General features: G+C 36.4%; 15 protein-coding genes. 10 read left to right on the top strand and 5 right to left on the bottom strand.

Annotated elements, in window-relative coordinates:
• Positions 1 to 20: 20 nt before the first annotated feature.
• On the bottom strand, positions 21 to 971 hold the full coding sequence (locus LX80_RS09230) for a GyrI-like domain-containing protein (protein ID WP_111295526.1): 951 nt from the start codon (positions 969 to 971) through the stop codon (positions 21 to 23).
• A gap of 179 nt (positions 972 to 1,150) precedes the next feature.
• Here LX80_RS09230 and LX80_RS09225 point away from each other — a divergent pair, with 179 nt between their 5' ends.
• Together LX80_RS09225 and LX80_RS09220 are read left to right on the top strand one after the other, a co-directional pair.
• Entirely contained in the window at positions 1,151 to 4,483 is a 3,333-nt protein-coding gene (locus LX80_RS09225; protein ID WP_111295524.1) for a VCBS repeat-containing protein, read from the top strand.
• A gap of 133 nt (positions 4,484 to 4,616) precedes the next feature.
• Positions 4,617 to 6,674 carry a PAS domain S-box protein gene (locus LX80_RS09220; RefSeq protein WP_111295522.1) on the top strand — a complete coding sequence of 686 codons (2,058 nt, stop codon included), beginning with the start codon at positions 4,617 to 4,619 and terminating at the stop codon, positions 6,672 to 6,674.
• Here LX80_RS09220 and LX80_RS09215 read toward each other — a convergent pair.
• On the bottom strand, positions 6,652 to 7,089 hold the full coding sequence (locus LX80_RS09215; RefSeq protein WP_111295520.1) for a helix-turn-helix transcriptional regulator: 438 nt from the start codon (positions 7,087 to 7,089) through the stop codon (positions 6,652 to 6,654). The two genes, LX80_RS09220 and LX80_RS09215, sit on opposite strands and share 23 nt — an antisense overlap.
• A gap of 114 nt (positions 7,090 to 7,203) precedes the next feature.
• Here LX80_RS09215 and LX80_RS09210 point away from each other — a divergent pair, with 114 nt between their 5' ends.
• The 8 genes from LX80_RS09210 to LX80_RS09175 all read left to right on the top strand — a co-directional run bounded on the left by LX80_RS09210 (position 7,204) and on the right by LX80_RS09175 (position 19,035).
• A complete protein-coding gene (locus LX80_RS09210; protein ID WP_111295518.1) occupies positions 7,204 to 9,264 on the top strand; it encodes a PAS domain-containing sensor histidine kinase in 2,061 nt (686 codons plus the stop codon).
• A 164-nt stretch (positions 9,265 to 9,428) separates the two neighbouring features.
• Positions 9,429 to 11,462, top strand: a complete 2,034-nt coding sequence (locus LX80_RS09205) for a glycosyl hydrolase family 95 catalytic domain-containing protein (RefSeq protein ID WP_111295516.1) — start codon at positions 9,429 to 9,431, stop codon at positions 11,460 to 11,462.
• Between the two features lie 29 nt (positions 11,463 to 11,491).
• On the top strand, positions 11,492 to 12,067 hold the full coding sequence (locus tag LX80_RS09200; protein ID WP_111295514.1) for a hypothetical protein: 576 nt from the start codon (positions 11,492 to 11,494) through the stop codon (positions 12,065 to 12,067).
• 190 nt (positions 12,068 to 12,257) lie between these two features.
• Positions 12,258 to 13,589, top strand: coding sequence for a vanadium-dependent haloperoxidase (locus LX80_RS09195; RefSeq protein ID WP_245898028.1), 1,332 nt, complete (start codon positions 12,258 to 12,260; stop codon positions 13,587 to 13,589).
• Positions 13,590 to 13,704: 115 nt separating this feature from the next.
• A complete protein-coding gene (locus LX80_RS09190; RefSeq protein WP_111295510.1) occupies positions 13,705 to 14,655 on the top strand; it encodes a hypothetical protein in 951 nt (316 codons plus the stop codon).
• Between the two features lie 4 nt (positions 14,656 to 14,659).
• On the top strand, positions 14,660 to 16,207 hold the full coding sequence (locus LX80_RS09185; protein WP_111295508.1) for a phosphatase PAP2 family protein: 1,548 nt from the start codon (positions 14,660 to 14,662) through the stop codon (positions 16,205 to 16,207).
• 126 nt (positions 16,208 to 16,333) lie between these two features.
• Positions 16,334 to 18,562 carry a TonB-dependent receptor family protein gene (locus tag LX80_RS09180; RefSeq protein ID WP_111295506.1) on the top strand — a complete coding sequence of 743 codons (2,229 nt, stop codon included), beginning with the start codon at positions 16,334 to 16,336 and terminating at the stop codon, positions 18,560 to 18,562.
• Positions 18,563 to 18,573: 11 nt separating this feature from the next.
• The gene (locus LX80_RS09175) at positions 18,574 to 19,035 is read left to right on the top strand and encodes a hypothetical protein (protein ID WP_111295504.1); all 462 of its coding nucleotides are present in this window, start codon (positions 18,574 to 18,576) and stop codon (positions 19,033 to 19,035) included.
• Positions 19,036 to 19,054: 19 nt separating this feature from the next.
• On the opposite strand, the gene LX80_RS09170 is transcribed toward LX80_RS09175, so the two are convergent.
• From LX80_RS09170 to LX80_RS09160, 3 genes are all read right to left on the bottom strand, one after another.
• Positions 19,055 to 21,007 (bottom strand): alpha-amylase family protein, encoded by a 1,953-nt coding sequence (locus tag LX80_RS09170; protein WP_111295502.1) that lies wholly within the window; start codon positions 21,005 to 21,007, stop codon positions 19,055 to 19,057.
• A 27-nt stretch (positions 21,008 to 21,034) separates the two neighbouring features.
• On the bottom strand, positions 21,035 to 21,991 hold the full coding sequence (locus LX80_RS09165; protein ID WP_111295500.1) for a carbohydrate kinase family protein: 957 nt from the start codon (positions 21,989 to 21,991) through the stop codon (positions 21,035 to 21,037).
• Positions 21,992 to 22,077: 86 nt separating this feature from the next.
• The gene (locus tag LX80_RS09160) at positions 22,078 to 23,436 is read right to left on the bottom strand and encodes an MFS transporter (RefSeq protein WP_111295498.1); all 1,359 of its coding nucleotides are present in this window, start codon (positions 23,434 to 23,436) and stop codon (positions 22,078 to 22,080) included.
• Between the last annotated feature and the right edge of the window lie 274 nt (positions 23,437 to 23,710).

Genomic DNA, 23,710 nt, shown 5'->3' with positions numbered 1-23,710 from the left:
GCTAATAATAGGCTTGCTTGCTAAAATACCGGCTGATAAATTTCTGTTACCCATTGAGCGGTATCGGTGGCGGTTGGGTTATTATTCATTATTCTGTAAAAGGGAATAGCCATGGCTGTTCTATGATAATCAGAAAAGTATTGCATCAGTCTTTTATACGCTTTATCAATGGTATAGGGGCCACCTTTTACTTCAGTAACAATAAAATTTCCCTTTACCATTTGTTTAAAAGCAAACTTTCCCTCGTCATTAATGGGTTGTGTAATGGGAATGGAAACCATCAATTGAATACTATCCTTATCCCAATGCGTAATATTATAAATGGGGTGGCCATTGGGTATATATACTTTTTTTTGTTGGGCAAATGCCGTTAATTGTTGAATTAATGCATAAATGTTTTTTTCGGTAGGTGGTTGGGTTAATATTGTCTTTGTTGCCACCAAATAGGTATCGCTGTAGCCTTGTTGCCGCAATGGAACACCATAAACATTCGCTTTATCTTCAGCAAACGGTTTAAATCTATTCATCACATTTTGAATAGCCGGTTTTATGCCCAAAGCAGTTCGGTAACGAATAATTTTTAAAAATGGATTATTGCCTGTAGGTACTTTTACCTGCCAAAGTAAATAACAGGAATCAATATTGTTGGGTATTACATTTACTTGTGCATTATACACTTCATTACCCGAGGTGAGTAACAATTTTAAACCCTTATACAAAGGTTCTGTAATGGTAAAATGAATATTGTCTGCAATAAACTCACTTGAATCAGTGTTGGTGTATCCGGCATTCGTATTATAGTTCCACCATTTTCTCCAATGGCCGGTATCTTGCAATAAACGTATTACGCCATTTTCATTGGCATGTATTTGTGTATTAATGGTTAAAGTAGCTTCTTGTGGAATGAGCAGGTAAACAGCCGCAATGAATATAACTAGTATGGCAATGATAATGAATAACCATTTTTTCATTTACTGTTGTAGTTTAAAAAAACAATAATGATTGCAAATTAATGGTAAACCCAATAATTCACCATTTTTTAATGATTGTTAAAGCATAAAATAATCTTAACTTTTTTGCTTGATGCTGTCTTAAAATATATACATCGGCTAATTTGTGTTGCTGCATAAATTGCTTTAATTTTCGCCCAATGTTTATTACCATCAATATGCTTCGTAAAAAGGAAACGTTTTGGCTAGTGTATAGTGCTGTAATGGTTTGTGTTTTTGCAAGTTGTACTAATACTAATCGGCAAACAAATCAACCGCTTTTTAAACAACTTTCAGCACAGCAAACCGGTATTAGCTTTACCAATACGGTTACAGATACCCGTGAGATGAATATTTTTAATTACCATAATTTTTACAATGGTGGCGGTGTTGCTATTGGTGATATAAATAATGATGGTAAACCGGATATTTTTTTTACTGCGAATCAAGGTGAAAATAAATTATACTTGAATGAAGGTAATTTTCATTTTAAAGATATTACCCAACAAGCCGGTATAACCAGTAAACACAAATGGCATACCGGTGTTACCATGGTTGATATAAATGGTGATGGATGGTTAGATATTTATGTATGTAATGCAGGCATTATGCCCGGCGATGATAGAGCCAATGAATTATACATCAATCAAAAAAATGGCACTTTTAAGGAAGAAGCCGCTAAATATCATTTAAATGATACCGGTGCATCAACCCAAGCCATTTTTTTTGACTATGACCATGATGGTGATTTGGATTGCTTTGTATTAAATAATAATCCAAAATCCATAGAAAGTTTTGGTTATAAAAAAGATGCACGATTGTTACGCGACGCTGCTGATGGAGACCGCCTTTACCGAAACGATAATGGGATGTTTACCGACGTAAGTGCACAAGCCGGTCTTTATGGAAGTGCTATTGCTTACGGACTAGGCATTGCTGTAGGCGATGTAAATAATGATGGCTGGGAAGATATTTATGTTTCAAACGATTTTTTTGAAAAAGATTATCTGTATATCAATCAGAAAAATGGCACATTCAAAGAAGTAAGTAATACAGCTTTAGGACACATGAGTAATGGTTCAATGGGAAATGATATGGCCGATTTTGATAATGATGGCTACTTGGATATTTTTACCGCTGAAATGTTGCCCGAGTCGGATTATCGGCTAAAAACTACCGTTAAGTTTGATGATTATGATGTACAAAATGCGAAAAATGTGTTGGATTATCATCATCAATTTACCGGTAATTGTTTGCAATTGAATAATCAAAATGGCACTTTTAGTGAAATAGCACAATTAGCAGGTGTTGATGCTACCGGTTGGAGCTGGTGCCCTTTGTGGTTTGATTTTGATAATGACGGTAAAAAAGATTTGTTTGTAACCAATGGTTTGAAACGCGATTTAACCGATCAGGATTTTCTAGCTTATTTCAACAATAATGAAACCATGCGCAAAGTGGCCGAAGGGGCTTATGGTTTACAAGACCTGTTGAACAAAATGCCTTCGGTACCTATACCCAATTATGGTTTTTTAAATAAGGGAAATTTTGTATTTAGTAATCAATCTCAAAACTTAGGGTTGGCACAACCTTCTTTTAGTAGTGGTGCTGCCTATGCAGATTTAGATGGCGATGGCGATTTAGATTTGGTAGTGAATAATTTAGATGCACCCGCATTCATTTACCAAAATACCACAGTTGAAACAAAGCACGCACATTATTTAAAAGTGCAATTAAAGGGTACTGCACCCAACACGTTTGGCTTTGGAGCACGTGTTTGTGTTTTTACAGGAACAAACAAACAAATGCAGGAACAAATGCCTACCCGTGGTTTTCAAAGCAGCGTTGAGCCTGTTTTATTATTTGGACTGGATTCATTACAGCAAGCCGATAGCGTTATTGTTTATTGGCCTAATGGAAAAATGCAAACCTTATTTAAAATTGCTGCCAATCAAACCATTACATTGAATGAGGCAAATGCACTTGAAACAAGGGTTGATGCTGCTACACCTAAACCATGGTACACGAATGTGGCTGATAAAGTTATTCAGGGAAGTATAACGCACCATGAAAACGAATTTGTAGATTTTGATGTAGAAAGATTAATACCTAAAATGCTATCTACCGAAGGACCTAAAATTGCTATTGGCGATGTAAATGGTGATGGGTTAACCGATTTTTACATGGGTAGCGCAACCGGTGATACTGCTAAAATATTTATACAATTATCGAATGGGCATTTTCGGCAATTGCCACAGCCGGCATTTGTGGCCGATAAATTTTTTGAAAATACCGGAGCATCCTTTATAGATGCAGATGGCGATGGCGATTTAGATTTAATTGTTGCTTCCGGTGGCAATATGGCACCGTTAGGTTCACCCTATTTAGCACCTCGTTTATATTTAAATAATGGTAAGGGCATTTTCACCAAAGCAACCAATGGGTGGCCGTCTGCTTCTTTAAATGCATCCTGTGTTTGCATAGCCGATGTAAATAATGATGGTTTACCCGATGTATTTATTGGGGGAAGAAATATTCCCGGCAACTATGGCGCACCTGCTTCAAGTTTGTTGCTCCTTAATAAAGGGAAAGGAGTATTTGAAAATGTTACTGCTGTTTCGGCACCTGCTTTTCAACAAGTTGGAATGGTTACGGATGCAAAGTGGGCTGATGTAGATGGTGATGGTAAGCCCGAATTAATTGTTGTAGGTGATTGGATGCCTGTTACGCTATTTAAATGGATGAATGGCAAGTTGGATAAATGGAAAACTATACCTCAATCTTCCGGGTGGTGGAATTGTATAACTGTTGCCGATATTAATCATGATGGACATCTTGATTTTATTGCCGGTAATTTTGGTTTAAACTCTAATATTAAAGCCGATAATGCACATCCTGCTCAATTGTATGTGGCTGATTTTGATGGCAATGGCAGGCAAGAATGTATTCCTGTTTATTATAAAACCGACGGCAAGGCCTATCCGTATTATTTAAAAGGCGAACTGGAAGCTCAAATTCCTTCCATCAAGAAAAATTTTCTGGCATACAATGCGTTTGCCGGAAAATCTATTCAAGATATTTTTCCGTCCGCTGTTTTACAAAAGGCATTGGTATTAGAAGCGCAACAATTACAAACCTGTATTTTTATGAATGATGGTAAAGGCAATTTTATCATGCAACCCTTGCCTGTTAGGGCACAATTTTCACCTGCTTATACAATAGTTGCCAACGACTTTAATGCTGATGGTATTACTGATTTTTTCATTGCCGGTAACTTTTTTGGGTTAAAGCCCCAAACCGGAAGATTAGATGCGAATGATGGAACATTGTTATTAGGCAGCTCATCGGGAAACTATCAATATGTGTATCCTGCCACCAGTGGACTTTTTTATACCGGCGAGGCTCGAGATGCAGTTATTTTGCCGTTAAACACCGGAAAAAAAGCACTAATAGTATCAATGAATAATGCGCCCTTATTAATGTTTGAACGTTGACAATTTCCCTGTTCACCGAAAATAATTTGGCATTTACCCAAATTTTGCTTTCTTTACACCCTTTATAAATTTAATGAATGTTTAAGGCATTCCTTAAATTCATCAACCTACATCTATTTAAAACCTTGCCTCCATGAAGAGAAAGTTTTTGAAGCGGTTGCCGGTTCATTATTTATTGCTTGCTTCTTTTATTATTTTACTTACCGGGCTAATCTATGTGCAACTAGCTCAATTTTGGCAATACAATCATTTAGCCAATCGGTATAATGCCATTACCGGTAATAGTGTTGACAAGCTTTCATTGCTTATAAATTTAAGAAAGGGAAGTGATTATGTGCAAACACAGGTTTTACACCTACTCCTTACAAAAGACCCTACTGAAATAGCGTTTACCCGTAAAAAAATTCAGGAAGAGGTTGAACGCAATGATACCAATATGCGTGAGTTTGAAAGACTCATCATAACAAAAGAAGAAAAAAATTTATTTGATAGTTTGGTTTATTTCCGTAAGCAAAATGCCGCTGTGCGTAAATTTTTAATGAACCTGGCTGTGCAAGGTCATTTTAATGAGGCAAGGCAGTTTTATTTAGATAGTCAACACATAACCTATGAGCACTTACAAAAGGCCAATACCTTATTGTCTGCTTTTGTAAAAGATTCTGCCAGCCATCAAAAAAATATGCTTAATACAACCATTTCAACAGACAATAAAAAAACATTGCGAATTAATTTATTTATTGTTGCCCTGCTTATTGTAATGGGGCTTGCTGTTTTGCGCACATTACAGAAAATGAGAGAAGACCATTTGCAGTTAGCAGAAAGTGAAGCAAAATATAGGTATTTAATTGAGCATACGAATGAGATTATTAACAGATGTGACGGTTCAGGAAAAATTATTTTTGCCAACAAGGCATTTAAGGAAAAATTGGGCTATGATGATGAAGAGTTGGCTCAGTTATCAATTCCCGACATATTAGATGAAAATAGCTTACATACTTATAATCCGTTGCCTTCTCCTGAATTAGACGGTACTCTTTTAAAAAATGTTCAAAAAACTTACATAGCTAAGTCGGGCAAAAAAATTAGGGTAGAGGGAAATATTATTTTAGAATACAAAAATCGAAGGTGTGTTGCCGCCGAAGCCTATTTCAATGATATTACAGAAAAATATAATTTGCAGGAACAGCTTTTGTCTTCTGAAAAAAAATACCGCAGCATATTTGAATTAAGTCCTTTGCCTAAAATAATGTACGATATAAATACCTATGAAATTTTACAAGTAAACCCTGCTGCTGTTCAACATTATGGTTATACCAACAAAGAGTGGTTGAGTTTAAAAATTACCGATATTATTGCGGCTAATTATTTACCGGAAGCAAAAGCAGCATTATTGCAACTGCAACAAAACTCAGAAGCTTTTGAAAGTAAAATGAAGCACATTACAAAAGGTGGAAACTTGATAGATGTGGAAATTAGGGGAGTGCCTTTTGAATATGAAGGACATAAAGCTCGTTTAATTACTATTTTAGATGTTACCGAACGCAACCAGACAGAAAATAGAATTTCAAAAGCAATAATGGAAACGCAAGAGCAAGAACGTTTTCAAATTAGTGCTGAACTGCATGATAATGTAAATCAAATATTAACAGGTGCCGTATTTACATTAGGATTATTAAAAAAGGAATCATTACCCGCCCCCCAGCAAGAGGCTATTGCTACCGCCCACAAATACATTAGTATGGCAATTGAAACCATTCGTAAAATTTCGCATCGGTTAGCACCTCCTTCCTTTAATTTGGTAGAATTCAGTGATAGTATTCAAATGTTGTTGAATGGCATTAATCACGATGGAAAATATCTAATTGAATATGTTTACAACGTGCCAAAAGGAATAAAACTACCCGATGACCTAATGGTGAATTTGTATAGAATTTTGCAAGAGCAGCTCAATAATATTCAGAAATACGCAAATGCTACCATTATTGAGGTAAACTTAAATGTTGATGACAAGGAAGTGGAATTGTATATTTATGACAATGGCCGCGGATTTGATATGAAAGCACAACGCAAAGGTATTGGATTAAATAATATTCAACGCAGAGCTGCTTTATTCTCCGGTTATGCACGCATTCAATCATCGCCCGGAAACGGTTGCAGTGTAAAAGTTTTTATCCCGCTGACAAATGTTTAATTCTTTCTTCCATATGAAAAGCAGCTATTTTTAATGCTTCAATTTGACCTTGTAAAGCCTCTATAATTTGTTCTTTACTGTGTATTATTTCATCTTTTAAAATACAGTATGTGCAATAATGGTTTGTAATAGCACTATCCGTTAGAAATTTTTTTTCATGGGGGGTGCCATTTGAAATAATTAGCTTTTCAGAAGGCGGGTAATTTAACTTGGTAAGATCGGTATTCAGTAAATCATATTCGCTAATTCCAAAATATTTTGATATTTCGTGAAATAATTTCAAGTTTGGAAATGATCTTCCTCTTTCATAGTTACTCCAAGTGGTTCTTTCTATGCCTAATTTTTCTTGAATCTCTAATTGCTTTAATCCATTCCGCTTTCTTAAAAATTCCAAATTAGAGGAAAAATATTTCATTTTTTTGTGAATTTATTTGGATTATTTATTCCATTTCATTTAATTTTGTTATGAATGATTTATTAAACTAATCATTAATCATAAACCTATTCCACAGTTCCTAAAAGAACCAATATGCATGTTGCAAAAAAACCATCCCTATTACTGGGAGGCATAATTTGCAGCTATTTGCTAGTATTTGGCTTAATTATCACAGTTCAAATAAGCCAATACAGAAATATAGTAAACCTTACAAAGCAATTTAATACATCAACTGAAATTTCAGTTAATAAGTTAATGCTTTTAATTGATTTACGCAAAGAAACTGATTCTCTTCAAGCAAATTTGCTGCATCTATTGTTGCAAAAAACTAACATTAATCATAATATATTACAAACGTATTCACAAAAAGTTGAAAGAAATAGGAGTGATGTAGAATCGGATATTCATCAATTACTGGATCTTGAAAAAAATAATATAGTTGTAAAGCATTTAAAAAAACTCCATCAAAGCTGGAATGCGAATATTCCATATGTCAGGCAAATTTTAAGGTATTTAAAAAACGATAATAGAGATATAGCCGAATATATTTATCTGTCTTCTCAGCATGATCTGTTTGAAAAACAGGAGCAATTAATTGAAACCCTTACACAACTGATAAAACAAGAAACGCAAGAGCAGCAGGATAGGTTAGCTAAAATAACCGAAACCAAACAGAAAGAATTTAAAAACCTGGCTAGATTAATGGCTGGTTTTTTATTTGGGTTGGCGGTTCTGATGCTTTTTACCTATTATAGTAGTAAAAAATTTTATACTAAATTGATATTCTCACGTCAGAAGTATAAAAAATTAATAGAAGTTTCTAGTCAATTATATTTAATGGTGAATGCTGATGGTGTTGTAGAATTAATGAATGAAAATTTAAAAATTAAATTAATCAATAATTTTTACAACACTTCTGTTTTTAATTTGTCAGATATATTACCGGAAATAGCCATTATTTTCAATCGAAACAAATTATTAAACAATGCGGTTTCTAATAAAATAATCTCAATTCCAAAAACAAAACTTTATGTAAATAAGACGGCCCCCTTAATAGTAAAAGGGAATTTCGTTCTCTATTATAAACAAAGGAAATTGAGTTATGCTGAATTGTATTTAAATGATTTTACTGAAAACTATTTATTGCAACAGCAAATTAAACTATCAGAAAGAAAATATAGGAATATTTTTGAATTGAGCCCGTTGCCTAAAATTATTTATGACTTGCAAACCTTATCAATTCTTCAGGTAAATCATGCGGCTATAATCAAATATGGGTATAATAAAAAGGAATGGTTAAATATTAAATATACTGATATTTTTCACCCTCTTTATAGAGACAATGTTAAGGAGATTGTTCAAAATTTAAGGGTAAAATCGGAAGTGCTTCAAGGTTCAACGAGGCATATTACAAAGCATGGAAATTTTTTTGATGTAGAAATGCGAGGTGTACCTTTTGATTATGAAGGCATTCCTGCTAGGATGATTACAGTGTTAGATGTAACAGAAAGAAATGAGGCAGAAAATAAAATTTCCAAAGCCATTTTTGATACACAAGAAAAAGAGCGTTTTGAAATCAGTGCCGAATTACATGACAACGTCAACCAAATTTTAACCGGTGCAGTATTTTCTTTGCAGCAGTCACTTTCAGTAACAATGTTACCACAGTGCCAACAAAGTCTAAAATCCGTTCAGCTACATACACGTCAAGCCATTGAAACCATTCGCCAAATATCTCATCGCCTGGCACCACCAACATTCAATTATATTGGTTTTAGTGAAAGTTTGGAACTTTTGCTGAATAAGATAAATATCCATCATCAGTATAGTATAGAGTTTGTACACAATATTCCTAACAACTGTAAAATGCCTTATGATTTGATGTTGATTCTCTATCGCATTGTGCAGGAAAACATGAATTTTATTCATCAGCATGCAAAAGCAACTTTGATTGAATTGAGTTTAAATGTAGATGAATCAGGGGTAGAATTATACATGTTCGATAATGGTATTGGATATGACACAAAATCCGTACAAAATTTTATTCATTTTACGAATATTCAACGCAGAGCTGCTTTATTCTCCGGTTATGCACGCATTCAATCATCGCCCGGAAACGGTTGCAGTGTAAAAGTTTTTATCCCGCTTACTTAAATAAGTTATTTGCTGTTTATTTTTATGAATAAATTGCAGGGGCATTGACAGATATGTAATGCCGGTGATTGCTTAAGCCTAATTCTTATGCGAGAATATTCACTTAATAAGGGTTAAAGTAACCACATCTTATCTAAACCAATGTTCATTTAAAATAAATAAGCATGAAAAATTTTCTGCTACTTTTACTCCTTCCACTGTCTTTCTCCGTTTGTGCACAAAGCTCTGTTGATCCTTGGAAGATAACGGCTGATTCCATTAATGCAGCCAATTATTATGGCGTAACTGTAGCCAATGGAATGATTGGTGTGGTTTCTGCACCCGAACCTTTTAAGGTAAAAGAAGTGGTATTGGCAGGTGCATATGATACATATGGCCGTGGTATGGTCAGCAATTTCCTGCGCAGCTTTAATTTATTAAACATGCAAATGAGTATTGATGGTGAACAGATTAACAAAAATAATGTAACACAAATGCATCAGGTGTTAGATATGCACCATGCCAATTTTACTACTTCCTTTCAATTCGAAAATAAGGCGCAAATAAGTTATACTTATTATTCATTGCGACAATTGCCATTTACGGTATTAATGACCGTTACCATTACAGCAAAACAACCTTTAACATTGGGCGCTGCCAGTGTAATGGAGGCACCCGATGCTTTACGTGATGTTGAGAATTATTATAACCAAATTGATAGGCCGCATACGCTTATCAGCCTTTTAACTTCTTCCGCTAAAAGTCCTACGGGTAAATTATTGTTATGTGCTGCTAACAGTTTTATGTTTGATGAACCACATGGGCAGGAACCTCAAATTATTCATGAAATGTGGGATAATAATATGCACTTAATGAAATTTTCAAAATCATTAAAGGCAGGTGAATCGTACACTTTTAGTATTGTAGGTTCTTCTATTACTTCGGCTCATAATGCCGATCCGCTAAATGAAGCACAACGGTTAACCATTTATGCTAAACTACAAGGGCGTAAAAGATTAATTGATTTTCATAATGAAGCATGGGATGCATTATGGAAGAGCGACATAACCATCAATGGCAATGCGCAAGATCAGCAAGATGTGCATAGTATGTTGTATCATCTATATTCATTTGTGCGTGAAGGATCTGATTTAAGTCCTTCACCCATGGGTTTATCGGGTTTAGGCTATAATGGTCACGTTTTTTGGGATGCAGATTTATGGATGTTCCCTGCATTATTGGTTCTACACCCCGAAATGGCTAAAAGCATGATAGAGTACCGTTATGCACGCTTAGCCGCTGCTAAACAAAATGCTTTTGAACATGGATATAAAGGTGCCATGTTCCCTTGGGAAAGTGCAGCAAGCGGGGTAGAGGAAACACCTGTATGGGCATTAAGCGGCCCGTTTGAGCACCATATAACTGCTTGTGTAGGCATTGCTGCCTGGCAGTATTACGAAGTAACACAAGATAAAACCTGGTTAAAAGAAAAGGGGTGGCCGTTATTGAAAGCTGTTGCAGAATTTTGGAGTAGTAGGGTAGAACGAAATGGTCCCGGTCATTTTGATATTAAAGATGTAGTGGCGGCTGATGAATGGGCCGAAAATGTGGACAATGATGCTTTTACCAATGCTGCCGCAAAAGCTGTATTGCAATATGCCACCACTGCTGCCGGAATAATTGGCGAGAAAGCAGATACGGATTGGTTATATGTTGCCAGGAATATTCCAATTCTGCAATTTCCCGATGGCGTAACAAAAGAATACGCAACATATAATGGACAAGGAATTAAACAAGCAGATGTGAATTTATTGGCGTATCCTTTAAAAGAAATTACACAGCCCCAACAAATTAAAAAAGATTTAGAATACTATTCAACTCGAGTGCCCGATGCAGGAACACCGGCAATGACGCAAGCTATATTTGCTTTGTTGTATGCCCGTTTAGGCGATGGAGAAAAAGCTTATCATTGGTTTAAAGACGCTTATATTCCTAATTTAAATCCACCATTCCGAGTAATTGCTGAAACCAAAGGAGGCACTAATCCCTACTTTGCAACCGGTGCAGGCGGTATTATTCAAAGTGTTTTAATGGGATTTGGCGGACTGAATATAACCGAAAGTGGAATTACTCAAATTCCCTCTGCTTTACCTAAGCAATGGAAAAAGTTAACCATAACAGGTGTAGGTACTCAGAAAAAAACTTTTACGGTTCAGTAAAATATCCTATTTTCATGCCGATTTTTTGAATGAAAAAGATTGTTGCCATATTATTATTGGGCATGTTGCTGTTTAACTGGATAGGCTATCGGTTTTTGATGGACTATTTTGAAAACCGTGCCGATATTGCTTTTCAGGAGAAACTCGATGATAATCAATACAATCAAAACGATTTAATCAGTATAAAAGTTCCTGCCGCGTTACCTTATGGTGCCAGTTCGCCGAAATTTGAAAGGGTAAATGGAGAAATTACCGTTAACGGTATTACTTATTCTTATGTTAAGCGCCGTTTTTACCAAGATAGTTTGGAAGTGTTGTGTATTCCGAATTTTGCTAAAACCGGTATAAAAAATGCCAGAGATGCATTTGCCAAATTGGCGAATGATTTTGTGAATAGTGGTTCCTCAAAAAAAGATGCAGGCCATCAAGCGCACTCCGTTAAACCTGTAGTGCAAGATTATACAAGTCCGGTTGCCTACAGTGCTCAGCATCCTGCATTGCAAATGACTTCTGTTTTTGCCGCTTACAGGCAACAGGCATACCAGTTCATTCTTATTAAAAGTTTAGACAAACCTCCAAAATCTCCCCTTAACACACTTGCTTAGTGTGCGTTTTTCATTTGGTATTGTATTAGCTGCTCGGTTAATCATGTTTAATTGATTAATACGGTGGCAACTAATACAAACCGTAGAACACAAGTATATTCATTTTCAAAAAGGTGTTTACTAAATTTCATTCACATCAAAATAACCGGCATTGTAAAAACTGAGATAACAATGCCCAAAAAGTAATAGAATGGTTGTAAGAAGGATATTTGCTTTGGTATTTTCGTTCCTATTTTTAATGGCATGTAACAATAATAATGCCTATCAAAAAATAGTCAATAACCCACAATTGTTTACCAATACAGTGCACGAATTAAATACGGTAGTAATGGGGAATAATTTTGGGCCGGTAGTAGCATCACGCAACTATGCGTATGCAGCTATTGCCGCTTATGAAGTAATAGCAGCAGGATATCCACAACAATATCAATCATTGCAAGGACAATTAAACGGTTTAAATTCGGTAGCTAAGCCCGACACAACACAACCTATCAACTACAACTTCGCCGCTATTTTAGCATATTGTAAAGTGGGTGAAGCGGTAACTTTCCCGGAAGGGAGTATGAAAACCTATGTTGATAGTTTAGTACAGTTGGTTAAAAAGAATGGAATGAGCGAAGCAATGTATAATGCTACCAAACAATATGCAGATGCAGTTGCGCAATCTATCATTGCCTGGAGTAAAAAAGATAATTACGCTGAAACACGCAGTATGCCTAAGTTTACGGTAATTGACAGTCCCGGTCGTTGGGTACCTACTCCGCCGGCTTATGCCCAGGCTATGGAACCGCATTGGAATTTAATTAGACCAATGGTTATGGATAGTGCATCTCAGTTCAGAGCAGAAAAAGCTATACCCTTTAATGTAACGGATAAAAAAAGTCCTTACTATTTACAAGTAAAAATGATGTTGGATAGTTGTACGAATTTAACACCAGAACAAAAACACATTGCAAATTTTTGGGATGACAATCCGGGTAAACTAAATGTAAATGGCCATGCCATGTTTGTGTTTAAAAAGTTTTCACCCGCAGGACATTGGATGAGCATTGCCGGTATTGCTTCAAAAAAAGCAGGTGCCGACTTTGCACAAACCGTGTATGCAACAGCGAAAACCGCTATAGCTTTATTCGACGCATTTATACAGTGCTGGAATGAAAAATATACTTATAACACAATAAGACCCGAATCTGTTATTAATAAATATTTTGATGCAAATTGGCGTCCCGAATTGCAAACTCCGCCTTTCCCTGAATATACCTGTGGACATTGTACCATTTCGGCATCGGCTGCCGAGGCCCTTACCAGCATTTATGGCGATAACTTCCCTTACACCGATTCTACAGAATTAGAATTTGGTATTCCAAGCAGGAGTTATCAATCTTTCCGACAAGCTGCACTTGAAAATGAAAAAGCTCGTTTTTATGGTGGCTTGCATTACTGGAATTCCTGCGGACAAGGCCATAACAGCGGTATTAAAGTTGGCACTTTAGTGGTACAAAAACTTAAAATGAAAAAATAAGTTTTCCCTACATCGTGGGTAATTCTTGCACCTACAGCAAGTGACAGCCGTTATTGGCTAACGGTATTGTATTGCTTTTCCAAAACCACAATCAATCAAAACTAACGAAACAACTATGAGAGTAACCCTGAAAATTTTACTTGTTGGAATTGTATTTATGCTAACATTTCAAAACATACAAGCACAAACTGAACAAGATGGTATTATGATGGCCAAAGAAAATTGGTGTACCGGTTTTGTTTATAATTACAGTAGTTGGAATAACTATTGGGAAGGTACTTTTAAACGAAGCAATGCCAATTTAGGAACTGTTTCTACCCAATCATTGGCTTTTATGGGTGCCTATGGAATTACCGGCAAGTTAAATGTATTGTATAGTTTACCCTACGTACACACTCACGCTTCTGCCGGTACATTACACGATATGGAAGGTTTACAAGATGCAAGTATTTGGTTGAAATGGCAAGTTTGGCAGAAAAAAGTTCAACAACAAAAATATGCCTTGTATGTAACTGGAGGCTATTCATTCCCCACTACCAATTATCAGGCCGATTTCTTGCCATTGGCTATTGGTTTAAGAAGTAAAACAGCCTCTATTCGCTTAATCATGGATTATCAAAAAAAGAATGTATTTGTAACAGCTACTGCTGCTTATGCTAACAGACAAAATATTTATATTGACAGATTTGCTTATTACACTACTGAAATGCATTATACCAATGAAGTGGCAATGCCCGATGTAATGAATGCTGCTTTAAGGTTTGGTTATAGAAAGAAAGAAGATTTTGCAGAAATTGCTATCGTCAATAATACCACGTTAGGTGGTTTTGATATGCGTAAAAATGATATGCCTTTCCCAAGTAATAAAATGAATTTTACAACTGTAGGCATTGATGGGAAATATGCCATTCCTCATTTTCATCGCATTTCCATTACAGGTGGAATTAGCTATGTAGTTGCCGGCCGTAATGTTGGTCAGGCAACAACCGCTTCAATCGGCATTTTTAAAGTATTCGATTTTGCTTCTGCACGTCAAAAACAAATCAATCACCAAACCAACAACTAACTGTATGAAAAAATTATTTATATATATAACAATTGCCATTAGTGCCGGATTAATTATTTATGCATGCAATAAAAATGCACCGGATATTACAGCCGATGTACCACCATTGCAACCACAAAATATTGATCTAAATGCAGGCACCTGGAAAACCATATTACTTACCCGCCCCGATACTTTTGCGGTAGCGGCTCCCTCAGCTGTTACTTCAGCCGATTATATTGCCGAATTGAATGAAATAAAAGGATATCAAAAAAGTTTAACTTCTGCTCAACTAAATACAATAAAATATTGGGCTGCCGGTGGTGTATTGCGTTGGAATGAAATAATGCGTGGTTTGGTTACTAAATACAATTTACCCGCATATCAAAATCCCGATGGAACTTACCCTATACCCAGCGCTGCTAACCCATTTGCTTATCCTTTATTCCCATTTGCAAATCCACCGTATGCTGCCAGGGCGTATGCCTATGTTAGTGCCGCACAATATGATGCATTGGTAGCTTGCTGGTATTATAAAAAATTATACAACAGAGCTGCGCCTTATGCCAATGACAATACAATACAAGCGAAAGTGCCCACTTCAACTTTGCCATCATATCCGTCTGAAGCAGCAGTAATGGCCGGTGTAACTGCCGAAATGATGAAATTATTATTTCCTACCGAAATTGCTAATATTGAACAAAAAGCACATGAACAAGAGTTAGCAATGATGATGGCCGGTGCTGCAACCCGTAGCGATATAGCCGCAGGGGAAGCATTGGGTCGCCAGGTGGCAGAAGCATTTATTGCACGAGCAAAAGCCGATAATGCCGGTAAAGCAGTTGGTACACCCACCGATTGGAAAAATTTTGAAACCGTAACATTGGCTCGTGGTGAAACACCTTGGTATAGTTTGGAAACACCCAAACGCCCTCCCATGTTACCTTTGTTTGGAAAAGTAACACCTTTCTTATTTCCTGCAGCAACGGTACCTACTTTGCGTCCCGGACCTCCGCCTTCAACAAAAAGTCAAACTTTAATGGATGCGGCAACTGAAGTGTACAATAAAATTAAATCTCCTTCTCGCGAAAATATACAACACGTTCAGTTTTGGGCTGATGGTGTTGGTACATTTACACCTCCGGGACATTGGGATGCCATTGCTGCACAGGATTTCATTACCAAAAATTTTAGTGAGGTAAGATGGGCTCGTAATTATGCTTTGGTAAACATGGCATTAATGGATGCTGCTATTGTTTGTTGGGATGTGAAATATTATTATTTCAATCCTCGCCCAACACAAATAAACCCTTCCATAAAAACATTAACGGGTATTCCGAATTTCCCCTCTTACATCTCCGGGCATTCTACTTTCAGTGGGGCTGCGGCTACAATATTGGCACATATAGTTCCCGATCAGGCCAATAAATATTGGGCACTAGCTAATCAAGCTTCAATGTCCCGGTTAGAGGGAGGTATTCATTATAAAATAGATTGTGATAGTGGATTAGTTGTAGGTAGTAAAGTAGGCAATTATGCTGTTTTAAGAGCTAAACAGGATGGTGCTGATTAAAATATTAAATTTTTTCGATTAAGTTCATCTAGCGTACCCCCTGTGTTTCTACACGGGGGCTTTTTTAAAATTATTACTTAAAAATAAACTTTTTTTTGATAGTTCACTTTTAATATTTTGATTGATATGAAAATTTTACGTTTCACGGTATTTTGCTTCTTTTTAGTAATAATTACCAGTTCTCACACATTTGCTCAAGAAAATCTTCAAAACAACACTAAAAACCCCGAAACCGATACTATTCCGGTAAATGAATTACAGGAGGTAATAGTAAACACTACACTTCGCGATTCCATACAATACTTACCCGAAGTAAAAGGAGTGTATGTTTTTGCAGGGAAAAAAACCAACATTGTTATACCCAATTCAACACAGGCTAATTTAGCTCAAAACAATGTTAGGCAATTATTTGCAAAAGTACCCGGTGTTACTACATGGGATATGGATGGTGCAGGCACCCAATTAAACATTGGCTCAAGAGGTGTTGACTCGCATAGAAGCATAGAAATGAACATGCGCCAAAATGGCTATGTTACCAATAGCGATATTTTTGGCTATCCCGAAAATCACTATACTTTACCACTCGAAGCGGTGCAGGAAATTCAATTTGTAAGGGGTTCTGCAGCCTTGCAGTATGGAAGCCAATATGGCGGTATGATGAATTTTATTATTAAGCAGGGCGATAGTACAAAACCTATTGCCGTTGAAAGTATTCAAACTGCCGGTAGCAATGGTTTTTTTAATTCCTATAATGCTGTTGGCGGAACAGTAGGAAAAATTAATTATTATGCTTACTATGACAATCGACACGGTAATGGTTGGCGACCTTCACAAGCGTTCGATTATCAGGCTTACTATGCCAACATAGAATATCGTTTCAATAATAATGGAAGTATTGCTTTGCAATTTTCACGCATGAATTATGTGCAACAAATTGCCGGAGGTTTAACCGATGCTCAATTTGCACAAAATCCCCGCCAATCACTTAGAAATAGAAATTTCTTTAATCCCGAAATAAATATTCCTGCTATTATATTCAAATATGCATTTTCACCCAATACCAAATTACAAGTAATTTCAAATGCCTTGTTTGGCCAACGCAACAGTGTTCAATACATCAATACACCCAATATTCCCGACACGGTTAATTTACAGTTGGGCACTTATAATCCGCGCCAGGTGGATAGGGATTATTACAGCAGCTTTAGCACAGAAGCCAGGTTGTTGCATACTTATAAAATTGGGAAAACTACCAATTCATTAGCTGCAGGTTTTCGCTTATCATCAGAGGTTACTCGCCGTGATCAATTAGGAGTAGGCACTACAGGCAGCAATTTTGATTTATCATTAGTAGCACCTTATGGTACAGTGTTGCGTTTCCATACCAATAATGCCGCTGTATTTGCCGAAAATGTTTTTCAAATTACACCCAAATTTTCTATCACTCCCGGTTTTCGCTATGAACTTATTCAGTCTGACTACACCGGTTTAATTTCCCATGCTACAGTTCCGGTTGCTTATAATGGCAACAGAAGCTTCCCTTTATTTGGTACCGGTTTGCAATATCAACTTACTAAATCCACACAATTGTATGGTAATATTTCGCAGGAATACCGACCTTATTTGTACTCCCAAATTACACCTGCCGACAGGGTAGATGTAATTGACCCCAATTTAAAAGATAGCAAAGGCTATGACATTAGTGTAGGCTATCGTGGCAATATTAAAAATATTCTACAGTTTGATGTGGACGTGTTTCGTGTATTTTTTGGAAACAGAGTTGGCTTAATTACCCAAAAAGATGCGAATAATAATCCATATTTATTAACCACTAATATTGGAAATGCAGTAGCAAAAGGCGTTGAAGCTTATGGTGAAGTTTCATTGGTTGCATTGTTTAATGGCAATAATAAATTAAAGGATGTTAGACTGTTTAATTCTTTAGCCTATACACATGCCCGTTATACCAGTGGTGAATTAAGTGCAAATGGTACAAATATTAACCTAACCGGAAATTATGTTGAACATGTACCGCAGTGGGCAGACAGAGCCGGCCTAACATTACTGTTTAAACAATTTACAACTACGCTTCAATTTAGTTATACCGACAAAAGTTATAATGATGCCTTAAATACCATTAGCAGTGCAAATGGTGTTACGGGAATTATACCATCATATGCATTATGGGATTGGTCAATGGGATATGCTTTCTCAAAAAAATATCGTATTACCGGCGGAATTAATAACCTGTTGAACTTAAGTTATTTTAGTCAGCGAATTACTTTTTATCCCGGACCCGGTATACTTCCTGCCGATGGCAGAACTTTTTACGTAAGCTTTTCAGTAAAAATGTAAACTATAGTACTATGCAACAGCCAACACTTTCTTCCAACTACCCGGCCAATAATTTTTCCTCTGCCAAAGCATTGAATATTGTAATTTGGTTAAACCGATTAGCATTGGCCTTAGTATTTATTTGGTTTGGTTACTTAAAAGTTATTCATGTATCACCTGCCGAAGGCCTGGTGCAGCATTTACATAGTGTAACGGTTGTTCATTATATTCCTATTAATGTATTTATTACTTTATTGGGGATGATAGAAGTAGCAGTGGGTATTTTGTGGTTATTTCCTAAACTTACTAAACTGGCATTTTTGTGTTTTATTGCACATATGTTTACAACATTTTTACCCCTGTTTTTTTTGCCCGGCGATACCTGGCAACATGCTTTTGTATTAACCTTAACAGGACAGTATATTGTAAAAAATGTAGTATTAATTGCCAGTGCTACTACTATATGGTTTATCAAAAGCAGTAGTTTGGTTTAACCATAACTACTGCTTTATGTTATACTGATAAAGGTTCCATTATGGCAAACTCATAGGGGGCTAGTATTAAGTATTCATAATCGGCACCAACGGTATACACCTGACGATTTACATGATTCAGTAACTGTTTTGGGGCATCTCCATTTTCTTTAAAGGCATACCAGGTTAAATAAGCTGCTTTGTTGCTGTAATTAAACAAGGCAAAAATTCGTTGATGAGTATTGTAACGTATAAAACCAGCCACATGAATATTGTGTGGAGTTAACCAAACAATATTGCTATAATCACTTAACACCGACAGTTGTTTTCGAAGTTGTAATAATTGTTTTGTTTTAGAGAAGATTTGCTGCTCAACAGTTCCTGCTTTATTTCTTTTTTCATTTTTATTCCAATTAATGAGTGGGCGGTGCATCCACCTGTTGTCATAATTTTTTGATGGATCAGATAAATAAGAATAATCGTTGGTATAACCTACTTCATCACCATAAAATAACATGGGCAATCCACCAATAAAAAAAGAGTGCGCTTGCATTAAAATAATTTTTGCAATAGATTCTTGAATTGCTGTTTCATTTTGAGTGTTTTCTGCCAATTCCAATCCGCACAATGAGGCTAATGTGCCACTTATACGTGCATCTTGTGTTTTGGGGTTTACTGAAAACAAAGCACCTCGGGCAGGCGAACCTTCAATGTTTCCGGAATAATAATTTTTTAAGAATCGTCTGTGTTCTAAAGGGTTATATCCTGCTTTTTGAATACTGGCATCTTCATAGCCTAAGCCAATATCGTCATGGCAGCGTGTGTACGTTATCCAACTGGTGCCAACAGGTTTTTTAATTAAATCTTCCTGCGCCGCTAACATTACTCTAACATCTTGTGTTGCTAAGGCATCCCACTGTAATGCCATTTGGGTAGCATTATAAGCAAAATCACATTCGTGTGCAGTATATAAGCCATTGCCAAAGTATTGCATAATTTTTTTAGGTGCTACAATTGCTTCACCTAATAAAGCCATGCCCGGAGCTGCAACTTCTACACAGCATTTAATTAATTGTAATAGTGTATGTGCTTGGGGTAAATTTTGGCAGGTTGTTCCTAATTGTTTCCAAATAAATGCAGGTGCATCAATGCGCAATATATCAACGCCTAAATTGGCGTAAAAATAAATATTGTCCAGCATGGCTAAAAATACTTCCGGATTGGTATAGTTTAAATCCCATTGGTATTGATGAAATACGGTCATTACCCACTTGTTACATTCGGGAATGAATGTGAAATTGCCGGGTGCCGATTCCGGAAATATTTCCGGCATGGTTTCATCATAACGGTCAGGTATTTGTCTGTCGTTATACATGTAATAAAATTGCTGGTAATACTCATCTCCTTGTTTTGCCTTCAGTGCCCATTCGTGTTGGTTTGAGGTGTGGTTTAAAACAATATCCAGCATTAAATACATGTTTTGCCGCTCCATATTTTGTTGTAACTGACGCAACTGATCTAAATTTCCAAAACGCTTATCTATTTTTCTAAAATTAGATACCGCATAGCCACCATCACTTTCTTTTGCAGGGCTTTCAAATAAAGGCATTAAATGCAAAACATTTACACCTAACTCAGCGAAGTAGGGTAAGTGTTTATTCAGGTTTTCTATATTGCCGCAAAAGCGGTCAACATATAAACTCATACCTGCCAATTCATTGCTTACAAACCAATAATCTTCTTTCAATTTTTGGGTGTCTTTGTTTAGTAAGTTAACAGGCCTATGTTGGTGAGTCTTAATAATAAGTTGTAACAGATTATTCCATACCATTAATGCATTGGGATGATTTCCATACAATTGTTGATACAATGCCTCAATAGCAGTGGCATTGGCAATAAACCTTGTAAAAAATGCTTGATGAGTGTTGGTATTTTCCTTGAACTGTTGTTGTAACAGTTCACTTATATGGTTGTGTAATTCTTTTTTAAACACGCCTCAAAAATTTAATAATTAAAAAAATTATGTATGAAAAATTTGGTTGCTTAAATGTTTAAAAGCCTCCATGGCACCCATATAAGTACAAGTTTTAGCACCTGCTTTGTTGGCATTAAGCACCATTTGCTGCCAGTCTTCAAACTTTAATTGATTAAGTTGTGTAAAGGGTAGTGTGCTTAATTGATAAAGTAATGCACCTACAAACGCATCGCCTGCGCCGGTTGTATCCACAACATTTACAGGTATACTTGCAATGGTAATTTGCTGTTTTTTATAGCTTAATAACGTACCCTCCTTGCCTAAGGTAATGCAAAAAGTTGCTTGTGATTGTTGTGATAACCAATCTGCTGCTTCTGCAACTGTTGGCATACCCGAAATTAAAAGTGCTTCTTCATCACTTACTTTAAAAAAGTGACAGTGTTGTATAAACTGTATTGATTGCTTTATGAAGCTTTGTTGTTGATGTGCAAATAATAAATGTCGGTAATTTGGGTCAAAGCTAATGAAATAATTTTTTTCTTTTGCTTCGTTTAATAAGCTATGGTATGTTTGCTGTAAATGTCCGGGCAAGAAAGCTGTTGCTGAGCCAAAATGCACAATGCCGGTACCGTTGTGTAATAAGCTTTTGGTTTCATCTAGGGTTAAATATCCATCAGCCCCACGGTTAAATACAAAATCGCGTTCACCATCTTCTTTTAATGATACAAAAGCAAAAGTGGTAAACTGTTCTTTAGTAGCAATCATATATTCTGTATTCACACCAAATTCTTGCATAGTGTGTATAAGCTGCATTCCAAAGGGGTCGTTACCCACTTTAGCAGCAAGTTCAACTTTACCGCCAAGTGCGGCAATTGCAGCAGCCACATTAGTTGGGGCACCGCCTGTTTTTTTCAAAAAATGTTCACCTGCCTCTAGCGTTTTGCCTTTATCGGTACAAATCATATCAATAAGGGCTTCTCCAATACAAGTTATTTTTTGCATAATGTATTATTTTGTTGTAAGCTTTTGTATTTCATGGCATCGCCTGTTGTGTCACTCACTGCATCGTTCGGAACAATGTTGTGCATTTAATGCCCTGCAGATGCAAATGGCACAGTTGCTTCATTAGAAATAGCTTTTGATGGTTTAATAAAGGTTGTGGCAAATGCTGCCAGTAATAATAATATGCCCGCAAAGCCAATAGCGTTAGTAGGTTTACTGTTTAATAACCAATGATAAACAAAGCCAAACGTAGTAGTTTGTAAAATCATAGGAATTACAATCATCATATTTATAATACCCATATAAACGCCATAGCGTTCTTTAGGAATGCTTCCAACTACTATAATATATGGAACGCCCATCATACTGGCCCAGGCAATGCCAAAGCCAATCATGGGAATAAACAATAATTCTTTTTGTGCAATATGCGGGAATATCAATAGTCCCGCACCGGCCATTAATAAGCATAAAATGTGTACATATTTGGCACCTATTTTTTTGGCCAACCAAACCAATAAGAACGCTGATAAAAAAGTTACAATATTATAAAAGCCATTTACTTTCCCGGCCCATACAACAGCTTGCTCATACAATGCAGGATTGCCATCGGGGGTTGTATGGAAAATGGAATCGGCAATACTCAATGATACAAATTGCCAGTAGCAAAACATAGCATACCATTGAAAAAGATAGATGAGGGCTAAAACCCACATGATGCGCGGCATGTCTGCAATAGCAGCAAATATTTCTTTAATGGAAGCGATCAATCCGGTTTGTTTGGCTTTTAATTCAGTTAATTCTTCTTGTGTAGGCGGAATTTCAGGTGTAGTGCTTACCGACCATACCACACTCACAATTGAACAAATAGCTCCAACAAAAAAGGAACCAAATACCCAATAAGGAATACCCGAGCGCCCATCACTTGTAGTACTTTCACCTGTAATAATGTTTTTGAAAAAGCCTAATGATAAGTTAGCTAAAGTAATGCCTAAGCCGGTAAAAAAGCTTTGGGTTAAAAAGCCCATGGCCCTTTGTTTTTCAGGTAATTTATCGGCAATAAAAGCCCGGTATGGCTCCATGGCTGTATTATTGGCGGCGTCTAAAATCCATAGTAATCCGGCAGCCATCCATAAGCTTTTACTGAATGGAAATGCAAAAAGGGTAAGACTGCAAAAAATGGCACCTATTAAAAAGTAGGGTTTCCGTCTTCCCCACCGTGGATGCCAAGTCCTATCACTCATGGCACCAATCAGCGGTTGAATTAATAACCCGGTCATGGGGCCAGCTAAATTCAGCAATGGCAACTCTTCCGGTTTGGCATGCAAAAAAGTATAAAGGGGGTTAATGGCTGTTTGTTGCAAACCAAAACTGTATTGAATGCCGAAAAAGCCAACATTCATGTTTATAATTTGCCAAAAGCTTAAGGTTGGTTTTGTAAAACGCATTGTATGGCTTTAGTTTATTCGAGTTAAGCAGCAGCAGTTTTTCAATTCGTCTAGCACTTAAAGATAATGTTTAACAAGCTATGAATAATTACTGCCAAAAAGCGCAATCGTTTGATGTTTACATTTTATGCGTTAAACAGGAATAAGCTAGATTTTAAAATATTTCATTTTTCTTTAAAAAAATGACTCAAAAAATTTTTGTATTGTGTAAAAAATACACAAATTTGTATGTCAATGTGTTTTTTGTACACATTGCCGCAAACGTTTGCAGATC

The organism is Hydrotalea sandarakina (assembly GCF_003254115.1).
GTDB classification, from domain to species: domain Bacteria; phylum Bacteroidota; class Bacteroidia; order Chitinophagales; family Chitinophagaceae; genus Hydrotalea; species Hydrotalea sandarakina.
Note: the sequence above shows the minus strand (reverse complement) of the source record. Positions and strands in the feature narration are given on the sequence as shown.